Genomic DNA, 16,700 nt, shown 5'->3' on the forward strand with positions numbered 1-16,700 from the left:
GGCTACATCCTTTCCGGGGCGGAGACGCCGAGCAGCTGCAGGCCGTTGGCGATGACCACGCGGGTGGCGTCGTTGAGCCAGAGCCGGGCCCGGTGGGTGTCGGTGATCTCCTCGTCGCCCTGCGGGGTGACCCGGCACTGGTCGTAGAACCGGTGGAACGCCGGGGCCACCTCGCGCTCCAGGTAGTGCGCGAGCCGGTGCGGCTGGCGCAGTTCCGCGGCGGTGGCCACCACGGCCGGGAACCCGGCGAGGGCCTTGAGCAGCTCGTGCTCCTTCTCGTGGCTGAGCAGTTCGGGGCGGAAGTCCGCCGCCGCGCCCCGGGTCAGCCCCGCCTCGGCGGCCTGCCGGGAGATGCCGGCGGTCCGCGCGCCCACGTACTGCACGTAGTAGACCGGGTTGTCGTTCTTGGCCCGGGTCCACAGCTCCACGTCGATGTCGATGGGCGAGTCGGCCGAGTAGCGGGCCAGCGCGTACCGGGCGGCGTCCACGCCGATCGCGTCGACCAGGTCCTCCAGGGTGACAACCGTGCCGGCCCGCTTGCTCATCCGCACCGGCTGCCCGTCGCGGACCAGGTTGACCAGCTGGCCGATGAGGATCTCCAGGTTGCGGTCCGGGTCGTCGCCGAAACAGGCGGCCATGGCCTTCATCCGGCCGATGTAACCGTGGTGGTCGGCGCCCAGCATGATCACGACGCGCTCGAAGCCGCGCTCACGCTTGTCCAGGTAGTAGGCGCAGTCGGCGGCGAAGTAGGTCCACTCGCCGTTGGACTTGCGCAGCACCCGGTCCTTGTCGTCGCCGAAGTCGGTGGTGCGCAGCCAGGTGGCGCCCTCGGCCTCGTAGACGTGCCCCTGCTCGCGCAGCCGGGCCAGTGCCTTGTCCAGCTCGCCCCGGTCGTGCAGGTCCTTCTCGTTGAAGTAGGTGTCGAACTCGACGCCGAAGTCGCGCAGCGACGCCTTGATCTCCTCGAACATCAGCTGGACGCCCTCGACCCGGAACACCTCCTGGGCGGCGGCGTCGTCCAGCTCCCGGGCCTCCGGCCGACGCCGGCACACCTCGTCCGCGATCTCGGCGAGGTACGCGCCGCCGTAGCCGTCCTCCGGCGTCGGCTCGCCCTTGGCGGCGGCGAGCAGCGAGCGGGCGAACCGGTCGATTTGGGAGCCGGCGTCGTTGAAGTAGTACTCGGTGCCGACGTCGGCACCGGTGGCGCGGAGCAGCCGGCTCAACGCGTCGCCGACGGCCGCCCAGCGGACCCCGCCGATGTGCACCGGGCCGGTCGGGTTCGCCGAGACGAACTCCAGGTTGATCTTCTGGCCGGCGAGGGTCTCACTGCGGCCGTACTCGGGGCCGGCCTCGACGATGGCCTTGGCCAGCTGGCCGGCGGCGGCCGAGTCGAGCCGGATGTTCAGGAAGCCCGGGCCGGCGATCTCCACCGACTTGATCCCCGGCGCCCGACCGAGCTGCTCGGCCAGGGCGGCGGCCAGCTCCCGTGGGGGTACGCCGACCTTCTTGCTGAGCTGCAGCGCCAGCGTCGAGGCGTAGTCGCCGTGCTCGGGGTTTCGGGGTCGCTCGACGGTGGTCTGCGCGAGCAGCGCGGAGCCGTCCAGGCCCCGGTCCTCGAAGACGGCGCGGGCTGCGGCAAGGACTACGTCGGCGAGTTCTGCGGGAGTCACCGAACCATGTTATCGGGGGTAGACTCGGGCACCGCGGCGGCGACCAGCATGTGAACCGACCCGCCGGCTCCCCTGACCGACCGACCTGACGAGGCACGATGAGCATCAGCACCCCGGGCGGCCCGGAACGCCGTCCGACCGTGGTCAGCACCGGCAAGAAGCCGGCCGCCGGCCGGCCGGCCGCTGCCGACAAGCCCGCCGGCGGCAAGGCCGGGTCCGGCAAGGGCAACCCGCGGCCGACCGGCGGCGGCAAGGGTCGCAAGCCGGTGACCCCGGTGAAGGTCAGTCAGGGTCGGTCCTGGGGCCCGATCGCGCTCTTCGTCGCGGTCGGCGTGCTCGCCGCCGGCATCATCGGGGTGGGTGCCTGGGCGGTTTACCACGGCTCCCAGCCGTGGCAGAAGCGGGCCGACGCCATCAAGGGCGTCGTCGACTACCGCAAGAAGGACCCGGACCTGGTCAAGGGTGGCAACCACCAGCCGGGCCCGATCAAGTACGACGTCCTTCCGCCGGTCGCCGGCCCGCACAACCAGGCCTGGCAGAACTGCATGGGCGACGTCTACGACGCCCCGATCGCCAACGAGCACGCGGTGCACAGCCTGGAGCACGGCACGGTCTGGATCACCTACCGCCCGGACCTGCCGGCCGACCAGGTGGCCAAGCTCAAGGCCAAGGTCGAGGGCAAGGAGAAGCTGATGCTCAGCCCGTTCGAGGGGCTGGACAAGCCGATCTCGCTGCAGGCCTGGGGCTTCCAGCTCAAGGTCGACAACGCCGACGACAGCCGGATCGACGAGTTCATCAAGACGCTGAAGGTCAACGCCTCCATCGAGGGGCCGACCGCGCTCTGCGACCAGGGCGTCACCGCCACCGGCACCACGCCCCGGGACAACCTGAACAACCAGATGCCCGAGCAGCCGACCCAGTGAGGACGCCGCGATGACCGCCGCCATGACGACGGACGCCGACCTCGACGAGGCCCCGGTCACCGATGACGGTGCCCGGGGGGCCGCGCGTCGCTTCGGCGTGCTGGCGCTGGCCGCCGCCGTCGTGGTCGGTCTCCTGCTCGGGTACGCGGGCGGCCTGCTCACCCCGACCTTCACCCGTCCGGGTGACAACTCCGCCGAGGCGGGCTTCGCCCGGGACATGACCACCCACCACGCGCAGGCGGTGGCGATGGGGCTGCTGGCCTTCCAGCAGGGCCAGGACCCGGAGGTACGGCAGCTCGGCGTCGACATCGCCACCGGCCAGCAGGGCGAGATCGGCACCATGCAGACCTGGCTGCGCTCGTGGCACCTGGACCCGACCGGCGGCCAGCCGCCGATGGCCTGGATGCCGGACGGCGCCGGTCTGGTCAAGAACGGCCTGATGCCGGGCATGGCCACGCCGGAGGAGATGGCGAAGCTGCGGGCCGCCAAGGGCCGCGAGTTCGACCTGCTCTTCCTCACCATGATGCGGCAGCACCACCTGGGCGGGATCCACATGATCCAGGGGATCCTCGACCAGGGGCACGACGAGGACGTGCTGGCGGTCGCGCAGACCATGAAGAACACCCAGCAGACGGATCTGACCAACATCCAGGCCGCGCTCAAGCGGCTCGGTGGCTGAGCCACCGGCACGCCTGCTCCGGAAGGGCCCGCGCGTTCGCGACGCGGGCCCTTCCGCGTACCCGCCTCCCTACCAGCCCGTTATGCCCGTTTATAACTTTTTGATGGAGTTCAACCCATAGTGCTCCTTGGAGACTTTTCTCCCCACATATCGTGACCAGTTGCGATTCGGGCTCGTTGCGCAAGACGTGGGGGTTGCACTCAGAGACGCAGGCAGGTCGGTGACCAGTTGGTGCCGACGCCACACCATCGGCGGTGACGGGGCGGTGGCAGCCGTCCGTCGCGGACAGCGGCCGGGCGAGTCGGGAACGCTCAGCCGCGAACAGGAACTCGAACTGATCGACGTGCTGCGGGGCGTCCACCCCGACGGGTTCGGCCTGGACGAGGAGCTCTGGACGCGACAGAGCCTGACCACCCTCATCCAGCGCCGGTTCGACCTGGCGATGGACCCCGGCACGGTCGGGGCGTACCTGCGGGCCTGGGGGTTGGGTCCGCGGGAGCCCCGGGAGCGGGCCTGCGGGCTCTGCGTGGGCGCGGTCGAGCGCTGGGTGCGCAGCGAGTACCCGGCGATCACCGGGGCCGCCCAGGAGCACGCCGCGGAGGTCTACTGGATCGGCCGGATACGCCTGCGCGGCACCATGCCGGCGGCCGACGTGATCTCCGCGGTCTCCTCCCGGGGCCGGGTCCGCTTCATGATCACCACACCATCGGTCGACCCGCCGCTCCCGCGCGACTTCGTGCTGCGGCTCAGCGGCGCCGAGGAGCGCACCGTGCATCTGATCGTCGACGGCTCGTGGCCCCGCAACGAGTGGCCGCGCCGCCTGCCGCGCCGCATCGTCCTGCACCCGCTCCCCAGCTGCGGCCGCCCCCTGGCCGCCGCCTAACCCTGGCCGCCTCTCCGGTGATCATGAGGTGGCCGGCGACAATGATCTCCACGGCTGCCGCCAACCTCATGATCAGGGCAATTGCGGAGACGGGCGGCGCGCGGGGATACCGATTGGGTGATCCGGAGGCGGGTTTGCTACGCTTCTCGGGTCGCTGAGCCCCCGTAGCTCAGGGGATAGAGCACCGCCCTCCGGAGGCGGGGGCGCAGGTTCGAATCCTGCCGGGGGCACCAGAGTTGACCAGCACGAAAAGGCCCCTGACCAGGCAAAACCCGGTCAGGGGCCTTCATCATGTGTCCGGCCTTGTCCGGCCGTCAGCGGTCCGTGGCGGGCGTCTGTGCCACATGCGTGCGGCAAGTTTCGGGCGGGTCAGCCGTGGCCTAGTGCTCGCTCAATGCGCTGCCTGAGAGCTGCGTCACCCAGGTCGACACGGCCGCGTGCCGCAGGTCGTACGGGGTCCGCGCCAGGGGTGAGGCTTGCACCTCGGGCGTGAACACGTCGGCCCGCGCCCACCGCCACACGCGGGTGATCGTGCCCTTGGGTAGCAGCTGCGCATCAGAATGCACGTTCGTCACGGCATGTTTTGAAGGAAATCGCCGTAGAACAAGCCCAGGCCGATTGCGACACTCACCGCCGCAACAATCCAGAAACGCACAACGACGTTAACTTCACTCCAGCCGCTAAGTTCGAAGTGATAGTGAATTGGCGACATCCGGAAAACTCGTTTGCCGGTCGTGCGGAAGGAGATGACCTGGATGACCACCGACATCAAGCTGATCACGAACAAGAACGCGATGATTGGCAGCAACAGGGTGGTACGGGTGGCCATGGCCAAGGTGGCTATCAGCCCGCCGAGGCCCAGCGCGCCAGCATCTCCCATAAAGATCCGTGCCGGTGAGGCGTTCGACCACAGAAAACCCAGGCATGCCGCGGCGACGGCGGCGGCTATCATTGCCACTTCGAGCGGATCGCGGACAGAGTAGCAGTATGCGTTCGGGTTGGCCGCGTAGCCGGTGGTGTCAGCACACCAGTGCTGGTACTGCCAGTAGCCGATGATCGCGTACGCGCCGACGACCAATACCGACGCGCCGGTGGCCAAACCGTCCATCCCGTCGGCCAGGTTGACCGCATTACTCATGAACATCACCATCAATACGAACAGAATGACCGCACCGATCTTGGTGATGTCCAGCCATGAAATGTCTTTGACGAACGATACCTTGGTGGAGCCGACCGTCTCGCCGTTGGACGACGGATAGTGCGTCGCAATCACACCGAAGACGGTGCCTACCAGCAGTTGGCCGAGCAGCTTGCCCTTTGCGCTCAGCCCTGCACTGCTTTTTCCGACCACCTTCATGTAGTCGTCGACAAAACCGATCGCGCCGCAAAAGACGAACACGCCCAGCAGGACCAGGCCAGTGACGGTCGGGCTTACCTGACCCATTTGCCCCTGCGGTAGTCCGCGTAGCGCGATGTGCCCTGCCACGTATGCGATGACCGTGGCCAGGATGAACGCCAATCCACCCATCGTCGGCGTACCGCGCTTGCCCTCATTGGACTTGAGGGCCAACTCGTCTCTGATGGGCTGGCCAGCCTTTAGCCGGTTCAGAACCTTAATGAGTAGCGGTGTGCCAAGCAACGACAATACGAAAGCCACCGCCGCCGCGACGATCACGGCTCTCACTGATGCACACCACCATGCGCGGCGACTGAGCCAGGACGCCGGGGTGGGCCGGCGGCCTGCCGTGCCCGGTATCGCGAGCCCTTCACCAGCGCCACCCCATCCGCATGCAGCCCGAGTCCTCAAATCCGCCGAGCGGGCAGAATAGCCCAGGTACTTACGGGCATCAAAACAGCGGGGACTGCACCCGGTTTGGTTGACCCCTGATGCGGGGTTATGAGAGGAGAGCCCAACGGTGACGGATGCCCTGCGGCAGTTGACCGCTCTCGCCTGCCTCAACTGGCGTTCGCCCAGCTCAACGGCAGGATGCGACCGGCCGCTGACTAGGGCAAACTCGGTCAGCGGCCGTTGTCGTGTGTCCGGCTGTGCGTCCACGATTCGCGGGTGGTCGCGCGCTCTGCTCACACCCGCTGAATCGTGCATCATGTCCAGATGCTCACACCCACCCCTCTGATGCGCCTGGTGACCGGTTTCTGGAGTTTCAAGACGCTCGCCGTCGCTGTTGATCTGGAGCTGTTCACCCGGCTGGCTGGCGGACGAGTCGTCACGGTGAAAGAGGCCGCTGCCGAGTTCGGCCTCGCGGAACGACCGGCCGATATGCTGCTCGCGGCTTGCGCGTCGCTCGGCCTGCTCGAAAAGGCCGGGGACGGCTACCGCAACTCAGCCCTGGCTGAGGAGTTCTTGGTCGTAGGACAGCGGTACTACTTCGGCGGCCAGGTGCGCTACTGCGACGAGCGGACCTATCTGCCCTGGCATCGCATCGGCGACGCGCTGCGCACCGACAGGCCATTGACCTGGGACCCCGACACCGAGCGTTCCCTCTTCGAAACCGGCGATCCGCAGATGCTGATCCATTTCTGGGAGGCCATGTACTCCACCTCCATCTTCACCGCGCGGGCCCTCGCGGAAGCGTATAACTTCGGCGCGCACGCTCGCCTGTTGGACGTCGGCGGCGGATCCGGGGCCTTTCCGATCGAGTTGTGCCGGCGCTACCCGCAGCTACGGGCCACTGTCTACGACCTGGCACATGTGTGCCCGATCGCCGACGGCAAGATCCGCGCAGCTGGCCTGGACGACCGGATCAGTACCGCCGTAGGCGACTTCCTGACCGAGCCGGCGCTGCCAACCGGATTCGACGTGATCCTGCTCAGCATGATCCTGCACGACTGGGACGAGACGACGAACCGGGCTCTACTTGGCAAGTGCTACGCGGCCTTGCCTTCCGGCGGGGCGATCGTGGTGTCCGAGTTGTTGCTCAACAGCGACCGTACGGGCCCGCCGGAGGCGGCGCTGATGGGAATGAACATGATTGTCGAGACGGTCGGCGGCCGGAACTACTCCGGCAGCGAGTACGCCACCTGGCTGGCCGACACCGGGTTTACCGACGTGCGGGTCATCGCCTTTGATGCACCAGGGGCTAACGGCGCGGTGGTCGCACGTAAGCCATAACCAACTGACCGGGTGCCGGGGCCTACACCGCCCGGCACCCACCGGGGTGGCCCGGGCCACCCCGATCGGTCAACCGGCCTCGCGGCGGGCCTTCGCACGGCGCTTGCCCTCGTGCATGGCCTGCACCCGGGCCACCGGGATGGTCCGCCCCTCGGCGACCAGGTCGGCCGGGAGCCGCTGCGGGGCCGGCAGCGCCGCCGCCCACGGGTCCCGCTCGGCGACCAGCGCCGGCACGGTCCGCACGGTGAAGTCGGCGGGCGTCGCCGACTCCAGGTCGTCCCAGCCGACCGGGTACGACACCGGCGTGCCCGGCCGCACCCGGGGGCTGTACGCCGCCACCACCGTCGCCCCGTACGCCCGGGTCGAGTCGACGAACACCCGGCCGCCCCGGTCCTCGACGATGAACGCGGTGGTGGCCAGTGCCGGGTCGAGGCGTTCGGCGCGGGCGGCGACGGCCCGGGTCGCGGCGGCCGCCTCCTCGGCCGTGGTCTCGGCGGTCACCGGCACGATCACGTGCACGCCCTTGGCGCCGCTGGTCTTCACCGCGCCGGCCAGCCCGACGTCGGTCAGCGCCTGCCGGACCAGCAGCGCCGCCCGGACGGCCATGCCGAACGAGTCGCCCGGGGGCGGGTCGAGGTCGAGCACCAGCTGGGTGGGGTGCTCCGGCCGGCCCGCCAGGCCCAGTGTCGGGTGGTACTCCACCGCCCGCTGGTTGGCGAACCAGAGCAGCGTCCGCCGGTCGTCGCAGAGGGCGTACGAGATCCGCCGGCGGGACGCCTCCGCCCAGACCGAGGTGCGGCGCACCCAGTCGGGGGTGTACTTCGGCAGGTTCTTCTGCATGAACGGCTCCTGCCCGGGCCGCACCCGGACCACCGAGAGCGGTCGGTCGCGCAACTCCGGCAGGATCCGCTCGTGGACGGCGTCCAGGTAGTCGACCAGATCGCGCTTGGTCGCCCCGGCCCCGTCGAACAGCGGCTGGTCCAGATTGGTCAGCGACACCCCGTCCCGGGTCTCGTCAGCGGCACCCATCCGCTCACCTTCCCGGGCCGGGGCCGTGCCGGCAACCCCGACACGGCCGCCGAGGGACTCAGACCCAGAACGTGTCGTGCCGCAGGAAGAACTCCGTCCGCTCCTCCTCGGTCCGGCCGGCCAGGTCCAGCAGGCCCTCGAAGTAGCCCTCCCGGGGCGCGCCGGGGGCGAAGTGCAGCAGCATCGAGGCGGGCTCGCCGGACTCGTTGCGGAACGCGTGGACGCCACCCTCCGGGACGTGCACGAAGTCGCCGGGCACGGTGTCGATCCACCGCCGACCGTCGTAGATGCGGACCGTCCCGGACAGGATGTAGAACGACTCCGAGATGGATCGGTGGAAGTGCGGATCCGGGCCGCTCGGCTGCGGGCCCATCTCCCACCGGTAGAGCCCGAACTGCCCGTTGGTCGACGCGCCGGTGGCCAGGTAGTGCGCCGTGCCGCCGCTGGGGTAGACCAGTTCGGGCGGCTGGTCGGCCGGGCGGTAGGTGGCGGTCGGCTCGCCCAAGTCTCCTGAGTAACGCGGCGGTGGGTAGGTCACCGTGCCTCCTCTCCGGTCGGGAACACCTCGTCGCCCGCCCGGATCGCGGCGAGCATCTCGACGGTACGGGCGCGGGCGGCCGCGTACAGCCCCTCACCGAAGGTGACCCGGGCCACGCCGAGCCCGGCCAGCTCGGCCACGGCCGGGGCGCCGGGGCGGGCCAGCACGTTGACCGGGGCGTCCACCTCGGCCACCAGGGTCCGGATGTCGGCCGGGTCGGCGAGGACGATCGGGTAGACGCAGTCCACCCCGGCGGCCCGGTAGCGGCGGGCCCGGCGGACCGCCTCGGCGAGCCGCCCCTCCGCCGGCCCGTACGCCCGCAGGTGGACGTCCACTCGGGCGTTGAGCACCAGGTCCACCCCGGCCTCCCGGGCCGCCGCGCGGACCCCGGCGAGCAGGTCGGCCTGCTCCGCTACGTCGCGCAGCTCCCGGGTACGCGGGTCGGAGTCCCTGCCGGGGCCGTCGGGAGGGATTCTTGGCGACGGGGCCGCCGGGCGGTGCGGAGGGCGACCAGCAGGGCGGCGGCGACCAGCGCGGCGGCCACGGCGAAGGCGTACCGGTAGCCGGCGGCGAGGGCGGCCACCTGGTCCGCGCCGGCGGCACGCGCCGCGTCGGTGCGGGCCGCGGCCAGGGTGGCGAGGGTGGCCAGTCCGAGCGCCCCGCCCACCTGCTGGGTGGTGTTGGCCAGCCCGGAGGCGAGCCCGGCGTCGTCGGGCGCGGCACCGGCCATGGCGAGGGTGGTGACCGCCGGCAGGGTCAGCCCGCCCGCGACGCCGAAGACCAGCATGGCCGGGAGCAGGTCCCGCGCGTAGCCGGCGTCCACCGGGAGGCGGGCCAGCAGCAGGAAGCCCACCACGGCGAGCGCCAGCCCGCCGACCAGCACCGTGCGGGCGCCGTACCGGGCCAGCAGCCGGCCGGCCAGGCCCAGCGAGACCGCCGCGATCACCAGCGGGGTGGGCAGGAAGGCGAAGCCGGTGGCCGCCGGGTCCAGCCCGAGGACGAGTTGCAGGTGCAGCGCGAGCAGGAACTGGAAGCCGAAGTACGCGGCCACCATGAGGAACTGCACAGCGTTGGCGGCGACCAAGCCGGGCGCCCGCAGCACCCGGGGTGGCAGCAGCGGGGTCGGGGCGATCCGCTGCCGGGCCGCGAAGCCGGCCAGGAGCGCGATGGCCAGCCCGGCGGCGGTGAGGGTGCGCGCCGAGGTCCAGCCGTGTTCGCCGGCACTGACGATGGCCAGCACGGCGACCATCAGGCCGGCGGTGGCCAGCACCGCGCCGAGCAGGTCCAGACCGGCCCGCAGGCCGACGCCGGGGTCCGGCGCGATCAGCCGTACGGCGGCGGCCAGGATCAGCGCGCCGATCGGCAGGTTGATCAGGAAGATCGACCGCCAGCCCGCCAGGTCGGTGAGCACTCCCCCGACCAGCAGGCCGATCGAGGCGCCGGCCGCGCCGGTGAAGCTGAACACGGCGATCGCCCGGGCCCGCTCGGCCGGCTCGGGGAAGAGCCGGACGATCATGCCGAGGCTGACCGCGGTGGTGAGCGCGCCCCCGACGCCCTGCGCGAAGCGGGCGGCGACCAGGATCGCCGGGCCGGCGGCCACGGCGCAGAGCAGCGAGGCGAGGGTGAACAGGGCCACCCCGGCCAGGAAGACCTGGCGCCGGCCGAGCAGGTCGCCGAGCCGCCCGGCCAGCAGGAGCAGGCCGCCGAACGCGACCAGGTAGGCGTTCACCACCCAGGCCAGCCCGGCGCCGTGGAAGCCCAGGTCGGCCTGGATGGCCGGGAGCGCCACGGCGACGATGCTGCCGTCCAGGATGATGATCAGGCTGCCGGCGCAGAGCACGAGCAGCGCCGGCCAGCGGTTGGTCCCCGTCATCGGGTACGACCTCCTTGGTGCATGGTTTGTTACCGAGGCCATCGTCTGTGACCATCAGACCGAACGGAAGGAGGCACTTTCGTGTCCCAGGGGAACAGCTGTGTGTCCGTGACCGCCCAGCAGGCACGGGCCTGCACCGTCCGGGAGGCGCTGGATCGGGTCGGCGGCAAGTGGAGCATCGGCATCCTGATCGCCGCGTCACAGGGGCCGATCCGGTTCACCGAGTTGGAGCGGCAGGTCGAAGGCATCAGCCGGCGGATGCTCACGCTGACCCTGCGCAACCTGGAGCGGGACGGCCTGCTGCACCGGCACGTCTTCCCGACCGTCCCGCCGAAGGTGGAGTACACCGCCACCCCGATGGCCCTGGAGCTCTACGAATCACTGGTCGCGTTGACCGCGTGGGCGGAGCGGCACCGGACCGCGATCACGACGGCCCGGGCGGCGTACGACCAGGAGCACGGCGCTCCGATCGGCTGAGGCTGTGGCGAAGACCACGCAATCCGTCTGACCGATCGGTCAGGTGCTGACCGATCGGTCAGGCATCCTGGAGGACATGGCACGGGCGGTACCGGAGACCCACGACGAGATCCTCGCCGCGGCGGCGCGACGCTTCGCCGTCACCGGCTACAAGGGCACCTCGCTGCAGGACATCGCCCGCGAGGTGGGCTGTTCCAAGGCCACCGTGCTCTACCACTTCGCCAACAAGGAAGCCCTGCTCAGCGAGCTGATGGCACCCGCCATCGCGGTGCTGGAGGCGCTCGACGCGCGGATCGCCGCACACACCGGCGCGGACGCCCAGCGGGTCGCCGGCGAGGGCTTCGTCGACCTCGCGGTCCGCTTCCGGCGGGAGATCGCGCTGCTCCGCGGTGAGTTTCCCGACCTGCTCCAGCAGCCCGCCTTCGCGCACGTCCAGCAGATCTCCGAACGGCTGATCGACGCGTTCGCCGGCCGGTCCGACCGCCCGTCCGCGCGGATCGCCGCGCTGGTCGTGCTCGCCGGGATCGCGGAGACGTGCGCCGAGTTCATCGCCATCCCCGACGAGGAACTGCGGCCCGCGCTGCTGGCCGTCGTCCGGCGGGCCCTCGAGCCCGCCACCTGATCCCAGTTCACGACCCCGAGGACAAGGAAACCTCATGGCGACCCTGCTCTACCGGCTCGGCCGGGCATCCTTGCGCCGCCGGCGACTCGTCGCCGTCGTCTGGCTCGTCGTGCTCGTCGGCCTCGGTGCCGCCGCGCTGACCCTCAAGGGCTCGACGGCGAGCAACTTCAGCATGCCGGGCACCGAGTCGCAGCGCGCGATCGACCTGCTCGCCGAGCGGTTCCCGGCAGCCAGCGGGGCCACCGGCACCATCGCCGTCAAGGCACCCCAGGCCGGCCAACTCGGCACGCCCGACGGGCAGGCCGTGGTCAAGCAGGTCACCGAGGAGGCGGCCGCCCTGCCCGGCGTGGTCGGCGCGGTCGACCCGTACCAGGTGCAGGCGCTGAGCCCGGACGGCCGGTACGCGCTGATCCAGGTGCAGTTCAAGGGCCGGGCGGACGAGGTGACCGACGGCCAGCGCACCGCGTACGAGCAGGTCGGCGCGCAGGCCGAGGCGCAAGGGTGGCAGATCGCCCCGGGCGGTGAGGTGCTCAACGCCGAGCCGGAGGTCGGCTCGACCGAGGCACTCGGTGTGCTGGTAGCGGCAATCGTCCTGATCGTCACCTTCGGCTCGCTGGTGGCGGCCGGCATGACCATGCTGAACGCGCTGATCGGCGTCGGCGTCGGCATGGCCGGCCTGTACGCGCTCAGCGGCGCGGTCGAGCTGACCAGCACCGCGCCGATCCTGGCGCTGATGCTCGGCCTCGCGGTCGGCATCGACTACTCACTGTTCATCACCTCCCGACACCGGCAGAACCTGCTCGACGGGCTCTCCCCCGAGGAGGCGGTCGGTCGGGCCGTCGGCACCGCCGGCTCCGCCGTGGTCTTCGCGGGCGCCACCGTCGTCATCGCGCTCGCCGGCCTGGCGGTGGTGAACATCCCGTTCCTCACCGTGATGGGTCTGGCCGCCGCCGGCACGGTCACGGTGGCCGTCCTGGTCGCGATCACCCTGGCCCCGGCGCTGCTCGGCTTCGCCGGCCGCAAGGTGCTGCCGCGCAAGCTGCGCAACCGCGAGGTGGTCGCCTCAAGTGCCGGCGAGAACCGCTCGGGCTTCGGGTTCCGCTGGGCGCGCTGGGTGACGAAGCTGCGGATCCCGGTCATCCTGGTCGGCCTGATCGGCCTCGGCCTGCTCGCGCTCCCCGCCCAGCACATGCGCCTGTCCCTGCCGGACGCCGCCACCGCGGCCGAGGGCACCCCGGCCCGGGTCAACAACGACCTGATCCAGGAGGGCTTCGGCCCCGGCTTCACCGGGCGCCTCGCGGTGGTGGTCACCGGCGACTCGCCGCAGGCCACCCAGGCCGCCGTGCCGCAGGTCACCGCGCTGGTCCAGAAGACGCGCGGCGTCGTGGCCGTGACCCCGCCGCAGCTCGACCCGACCGGCCGGACCGCGTTGCTCGGCGTCATCCCGAAGACCGGCCCGACCGACGAGGCCACTGAGACCCTGGTGCACGACATCCGCGACCAGGTCAGCGGCATCCGGAACGCGGACGTGCTGCTGACCGGCGCGACCGCGATCGGCATCGACGTGTCCGAGAAGCTCTCCGCCGCGCTCCCGATCTATCTGCTGCTGGTCGTCGGGCTGTCGGTGCTGCTGCTGATGCTGGTGTTCCGCTCGGTCCTGGTGCCGGTGAAGGCGGCGCTCGGCTTCCTGCTCACCGTGGCGGCCACCTTCGGCATCACGGTCGCGGTGTTCCAGCAGGGCCACCTGGCCGGCCTGCTCGGGCTGGACAACCCCGGTCCGCTGGTCAGCTTCCTGCCGATCCTGCTCATCGGCATCCTGTTCGGCCTGGCCATGGACTACGAGGTCTTCCTGGTCTCCCGGATGCGGGAGGACTTCGTGCACGGCGACAGCGCCCGGCAGGCGACCATCAACGGGATGGGCCACGGCGCGCGGGTGGTCACCGCCGCCGCGCTGATCATGATCTCGGTGTTCGGCGGCTTCGTCTTCCTCGACGACCCGGTGATCAAGTCGATGGGCTTCGCGCTCGCGATCGGGGTCGCGATCGACGCGTTCGTGGTCCGGATGGCCGTCGTCCCGGCGGTGATGTCGCTGCTCGACACCGCCGCCTGGTGGATCCCCCGCTGGCTGGACCGGATCCTGCCGAACGTGGACGTCGAGGGCGAGGGCCTGCGCGCCCACCTCGCCGAGCGCGAGCCCGCCGGCGTGTGAGGAACGGGCCGTTGTCGCCCCGGCGACAACGAGGGGCCCTCCTACCTACCCGGCCGGTCAGACCCCGGCCGGGTAGGTCTCCATCTCGCCCGGTGCGCTCAGCGCCGGCAGCGGGTGCACGGCGGTGGCCTCGTCGCACCAGACGAACGCGTCGTAACGCTCGCCGAGCCGGGTGGGCACGTAGTTGCCCCAGGACTCGAAGCTCGGGTCGTAGACCACCCCGATGGCCCGGTGGTCCGCCGTCTCGGTCACCCATTCCGGCTGGTCGGGGCCGCCGAAGACCAGCACCGCCCGCTCCGGCATCAGCTCGTGCAGCCGCCGCTCCACCGAACCCTCCCGGGCCGGCGGCACCACCATCGCCTCCGCCGGTGAACCCCAGCGCGGCGCGGCGATCACCGTGCCCCGGTAGCTGCCGAAGCCGACCAGCGTCACCGCGTCACCGCCGTGCCGCTCGCGGGCGAGTTGGCCGATGTTGACCATCCCGTCCGTCGCCATGTCGGTGGCCCGGGCGTCGCCGATGTGGGTGTTGTGCGCCCAGACGATGCCCCGGGAGCCCGGGCCGTAGTGGTCGAGCAGCCGGTCGAGGGTGTCGGCCATGTGGATGTCGCGGACGTTCCACGACTCCGGGCCGCCGCCGACCATCGCCCGGTAGTAACGCTCCGCGCCGGCCACCACCTCCGCGTTCTGCCAGGCCGAGAAGCGGTCCGCGCCGTCCGCGGCGGCGTGTTCCCGGGTACGCGCCAGCAGCCGGACGACCTCCTCCTCGCAGCGGGCGGAGACGAACCGGCTGGCCGTGCCGTACTCCTCGACCCGCTTGCCGTACGGCTCGAAGCAGCGGTACGCCTCCTGCGCCGCCTCCAGCGAGGTCGGTTCCTCCTCGCCCAGGTAGTCGAAGATCGCCTGCATCGACTCCCACAGGCTGTAGACGTCCAGCCCGTGGAAGCCGGCCCGGTCCCCCTCGGCGCGCTCCAGGTTCCAGGCCCGCAGCCAGCGGCAGAAGCGGGCCACCTCGGCATTGACCCACATCCAGGTGGGCCAGCGTTCGAAGCGCTCCAGCGCGGTCTGCGGATCGGCCAGCCCGCCCGGGGCGGCCACCACCGAGCGGTGCACCCGGTCGCAGTCGGGCCAGTCCCCCTCCACCGCGACGAAGTCGAAGCCCTGCTCGGCGATGAGCCGCCGGGTCAGTTGCTCACGCAGCCGGTAGTAGTCGTAGCTGCCGTGCGTCGCCTCCCCGATCATGACGATCCGGGCGTCCCGGACGCTGTCCAGCAGCGGGTCGAAGTCGCTCGGCGCGCCGAGTCGCTGTACCAGCATGCCCGCGGCTACCCGGGGACCCGGTCGGGCAAACCGGAATGCCTGCCGGCGGAGCGGGTAGCCGCGGGCATGACCGCGACCGGGGTGCAGTTGCAGGAGTTCCTGGCCGGGCTCGACTACCCGGTTTCCCGGGAGGACCTGGTCCGCTGGTGCCAGGAGAACGGCGCCAGCACCGAGACGTTGCAGCTGATCAAGGCCCTGCCGGCGGAGGAGTTCGACTCCCCCGCCGAGCTGGCCGACGCGCTGAAAACGCTCACCTGAGCCGGGTCAGACCCGCAGCAGCCGGAACAGGGTGAGCCACTGCTCCGGCCAGACCGCCCCGACCAGCGTCTCGGGCGGCAGCCGGAGGGCACGCAGCGCGCCGTCCACCCGGGTCCGGGGGTGGTGCCGGCGCAGCGAGGCGGCCAGCGAGCCGCCCACCCCGCCAAAACCGACCTCCACCAGCCGCCGATAGGCCGGCAGTTCGGCGGGGGACAGCAGCGGCTCCGGTCGCCGCTCGATCCGCAGGATGCCGGCGTCGACCCGCGGCACCGGGCGGAACGCCGTCCGGGGCACCGTGCCGACCGACCGCCAGGCGTACTCGGGCCAGGTCAGGATGGTCAGCCGGGTCCACCGGCCGCCGTGGCCGGTGCGCCGGCGGGCGTACTCCCGCTGGGTGAGCAGGGTGGCCGCGCGGAGCCGGTCGGCGGCCAGACACCAGCGGACCACCGCGGCGGTCAGCGACCACGGGATGTTGCCGACCAGGTCGAAGGGCTCGGCGGGCGGCGCGGCGGCGAGGAAGTCGGCCCGGCGCAGCGTCACCCCGGGCAGGCCGGCGCAGGCCGCCGCCAGGTCCGCGGCGGCCACCGGGTCGATCTCGTACGCGACCAGCCGCCCGCACCGGGCGGCCAGCGGCACGGTCAGCCGGCCCCGGCCGGCGCCCACCTCGACGAGGAGGACGTCCGGGTCGGGCCGGGCCGCCCGGACGATCCGCGCGACGGCGGCCGGGTCGGCGAGGAAGTTCTGGGAGAGCACGCGACGGGACCGGTCGCGTTCGGTGGGTCGGGGCGCCATGGCGTCGTCGTCCTGTCTGTCGCCGATCGGCGACGGGACGGACAGGCGGCCGGCGGGCAGCCGGCGATCGGGCCTGTCCGAGCGGATGGGGACTCGGAGGGCCCACGGCACGGGCGGTACGCGGTCAGCACCCACCTCCCGACCGGCGGTTCCCGGCGCCGGGCACGGCGCGGGGCGGATCGGTAGGGCGGGTGAGGTCATCGCCGGGCGGCCCTCGAAGGGGTCGCCGGCGAGCGGTCAGCAGCGGATCGCGTTCCGGCCGGCCGGGGCCGGACGCCGGATCCGCGGGCGGGCCACCAG

17 protein-coding genes and 1 tRNA gene are annotated in these 16,700 nt (G+C 71.5%); 9 read left to right on the top strand and 9 right to left on the bottom strand.

From position 1 onward, the window contains the following. Positions 1 to 2: 2 nt before the first annotated feature. A complete protein-coding gene (gene argS, locus ACFYM6_RS23465; RefSeq protein WP_387278695.1) occupies positions 3 to 1,670 on the bottom strand; it encodes an arginine--tRNA ligase in 1,668 nt (555 codons plus the stop codon). Positions 1,671 to 1,768: 98 nt separating this feature from the next. Between argS and ACFYM6_RS23470 the strand changes: the two genes are divergently transcribed. From ACFYM6_RS23470 to ACFYM6_RS23485, 4 genes are all read left to right on the top strand, one after another. Further along, positions 1,769 to 2,593, top strand: coding sequence for a DUF3105 domain-containing protein (locus ACFYM6_RS23470; protein WP_387278697.1), 825 nt, complete (start codon positions 1,769 to 1,771; stop codon positions 2,591 to 2,593). 10 nt (positions 2,594 to 2,603) lie between these two features. After that, complete coding sequence (locus tag ACFYM6_RS23475; protein ID WP_387278699.1) at positions 2,604 to 3,272, top strand: DUF305 domain-containing protein; 669 nt, start codon at positions 2,604 to 2,606, stop codon at positions 3,270 to 3,272. A gap of 187 nt (positions 3,273 to 3,459) precedes the next feature. Next, on the top strand, positions 3,460 to 4,155 hold the full coding sequence (locus tag ACFYM6_RS23480; RefSeq protein ID WP_387278949.1) for a winged helix-turn-helix domain-containing protein: 696 nt from the start codon (positions 3,460 to 3,462) through the stop codon (positions 4,153 to 4,155). A 158-nt stretch (positions 4,156 to 4,313) separates the two neighbouring features. Then, a tRNA-Arg gene (locus ACFYM6_RS23485) sits at positions 4,314 to 4,388 on the top strand. A gap of 147 nt (positions 4,389 to 4,535) precedes the next feature. On the opposite strand, the gene ACFYM6_RS23490 is transcribed toward ACFYM6_RS23485, so the two are convergent. Beyond that, entirely contained in the window at positions 4,536 to 4,721 is a 186-nt protein-coding gene (locus ACFYM6_RS23490) for a hypothetical protein (protein WP_387278701.1), read from the bottom strand. A 5-nt stretch (positions 4,722 to 4,726) separates the two neighbouring features. After that, the gene (gene mraY / locus ACFYM6_RS23495; protein ID WP_387278703.1) at positions 4,727 to 5,839 is read right to left on the bottom strand and encodes a phospho-N-acetylmuramoyl-pentapeptide-transferase; all 1,113 of its coding nucleotides are present in this window, start codon (positions 5,837 to 5,839) and stop codon (positions 4,727 to 4,729) included. A gap of 429 nt (positions 5,840 to 6,268) precedes the next feature. On the opposite strand from mraY, the gene ACFYM6_RS23500 reads away from it, so the two are divergent. Continuing rightward, positions 6,269 to 7,285 carry a methyltransferase gene (locus ACFYM6_RS23500; protein WP_387278705.1) on the top strand — a complete coding sequence of 339 codons (1,017 nt, stop codon included), beginning with the start codon at positions 6,269 to 6,271 and terminating at the stop codon, positions 7,283 to 7,285. 69 nt (positions 7,286 to 7,354) lie between these two features. Here the strand turns inward: ACFYM6_RS23500 and ligD are convergent, their stop codons facing one another. The 4 genes from ligD to ACFYM6_RS23520 are packed head-to-tail and all read right to left on the bottom strand — an operon-like array spanning position 7,355 to position 10,725. Beyond that, positions 7,355 to 8,314: a non-homologous end-joining DNA ligase gene (ligD, locus tag ACFYM6_RS23505; protein WP_387278707.1), complete on the bottom strand. Its 960-nt coding sequence runs from the start codon at positions 8,312 to 8,314 to the stop codon at positions 7,355 to 7,357. Positions 8,315 to 8,372: 58 nt separating this feature from the next. Next, entirely contained in the window at positions 8,373 to 8,852 is a 480-nt protein-coding gene (locus tag ACFYM6_RS23510; protein ID WP_387278709.1) for a cupin domain-containing protein, read from the bottom strand. Beyond that, positions 8,849 to 9,325, bottom strand: coding sequence for an isocitrate lyase/phosphoenolpyruvate mutase family protein (locus ACFYM6_RS23515; RefSeq protein WP_387278951.1), 477 nt, complete (start codon positions 9,323 to 9,325; stop codon positions 8,849 to 8,851). The genes ACFYM6_RS23510 and ACFYM6_RS23515 overlap by 4 nt, the downstream gene beginning before the upstream one ends. Next, entirely contained in the window at positions 9,265 to 10,725 is a 1,461-nt protein-coding gene (locus ACFYM6_RS23520; RefSeq protein ID WP_387278711.1) for an MFS transporter, read from the bottom strand. Before ACFYM6_RS23520 ends, ACFYM6_RS23515 begins: the two co-directional genes overlap by 61 nt. 81 nt (positions 10,726 to 10,806) lie before the next feature. Here ACFYM6_RS23520 and ACFYM6_RS23525 point away from each other — a divergent pair, with 81 nt between their 5' ends. From ACFYM6_RS23525 to ACFYM6_RS23535, 3 genes are all read left to right on the top strand, one after another. Next, a complete protein-coding gene (locus tag ACFYM6_RS23525; protein ID WP_387278713.1) occupies positions 10,807 to 11,202 on the top strand; it encodes a winged helix-turn-helix transcriptional regulator in 396 nt (131 codons plus the stop codon). A 76-nt stretch (positions 11,203 to 11,278) separates the two neighbouring features. Next, positions 11,279 to 11,824 (top strand): TetR/AcrR family transcriptional regulator, encoded by a 546-nt coding sequence (locus ACFYM6_RS23530; RefSeq protein ID WP_387278715.1) that lies wholly within the window; start codon positions 11,279 to 11,281, stop codon positions 11,822 to 11,824. A gap of 34 nt (positions 11,825 to 11,858) precedes the next feature. Further along, positions 11,859 to 14,033, top strand: a complete 2,175-nt coding sequence (locus ACFYM6_RS23535) for an MMPL family transporter (RefSeq protein WP_387278717.1) — start codon at positions 11,859 to 11,861, stop codon at positions 14,031 to 14,033. A 57-nt stretch (positions 14,034 to 14,090) separates the two neighbouring features. Here ACFYM6_RS23535 and ACFYM6_RS23540 read toward each other — a convergent pair whose 3' ends face one another. Beyond that, a complete protein-coding gene (locus tag ACFYM6_RS23540; RefSeq protein ID WP_387278719.1) occupies positions 14,091 to 15,347 on the bottom strand; it encodes an erythromycin esterase family protein in 1,257 nt (418 codons plus the stop codon). A 69-nt stretch (positions 15,348 to 15,416) separates the two neighbouring features. Between ACFYM6_RS23540 and ACFYM6_RS23545 the strand changes: the two genes are divergently transcribed. Continuing rightward, positions 15,417 to 15,608 carry a DUF2795 domain-containing protein gene (locus tag ACFYM6_RS23545; protein ID WP_387278721.1) on the top strand — a complete coding sequence of 64 codons (192 nt, stop codon included), beginning with the start codon at positions 15,417 to 15,419 and terminating at the stop codon, positions 15,606 to 15,608. Between the two features lie 6 nt (positions 15,609 to 15,614). On the opposite strand, the gene erm is transcribed toward ACFYM6_RS23545, so the two are convergent. Continuing rightward, positions 15,615 to 16,400: an ErmE/ErmH/ErmO/ErmR family 23S rRNA (adenine(2058)-N(6))-methyltransferase gene (erm, locus tag ACFYM6_RS23550; protein WP_387278723.1), complete on the bottom strand. Its 786-nt coding sequence runs from the start codon at positions 16,398 to 16,400 to the stop codon at positions 15,615 to 15,617. Between the last annotated feature and the right edge of the window lie 300 nt (positions 16,401 to 16,700).

The organism is Micromonospora sp. NPDC006431, from assembly GCF_042870725.1.
Lineage (GTDB): Bacteria > Actinomycetota > Actinomycetes > Mycobacteriales > Micromonosporaceae > Micromonospora.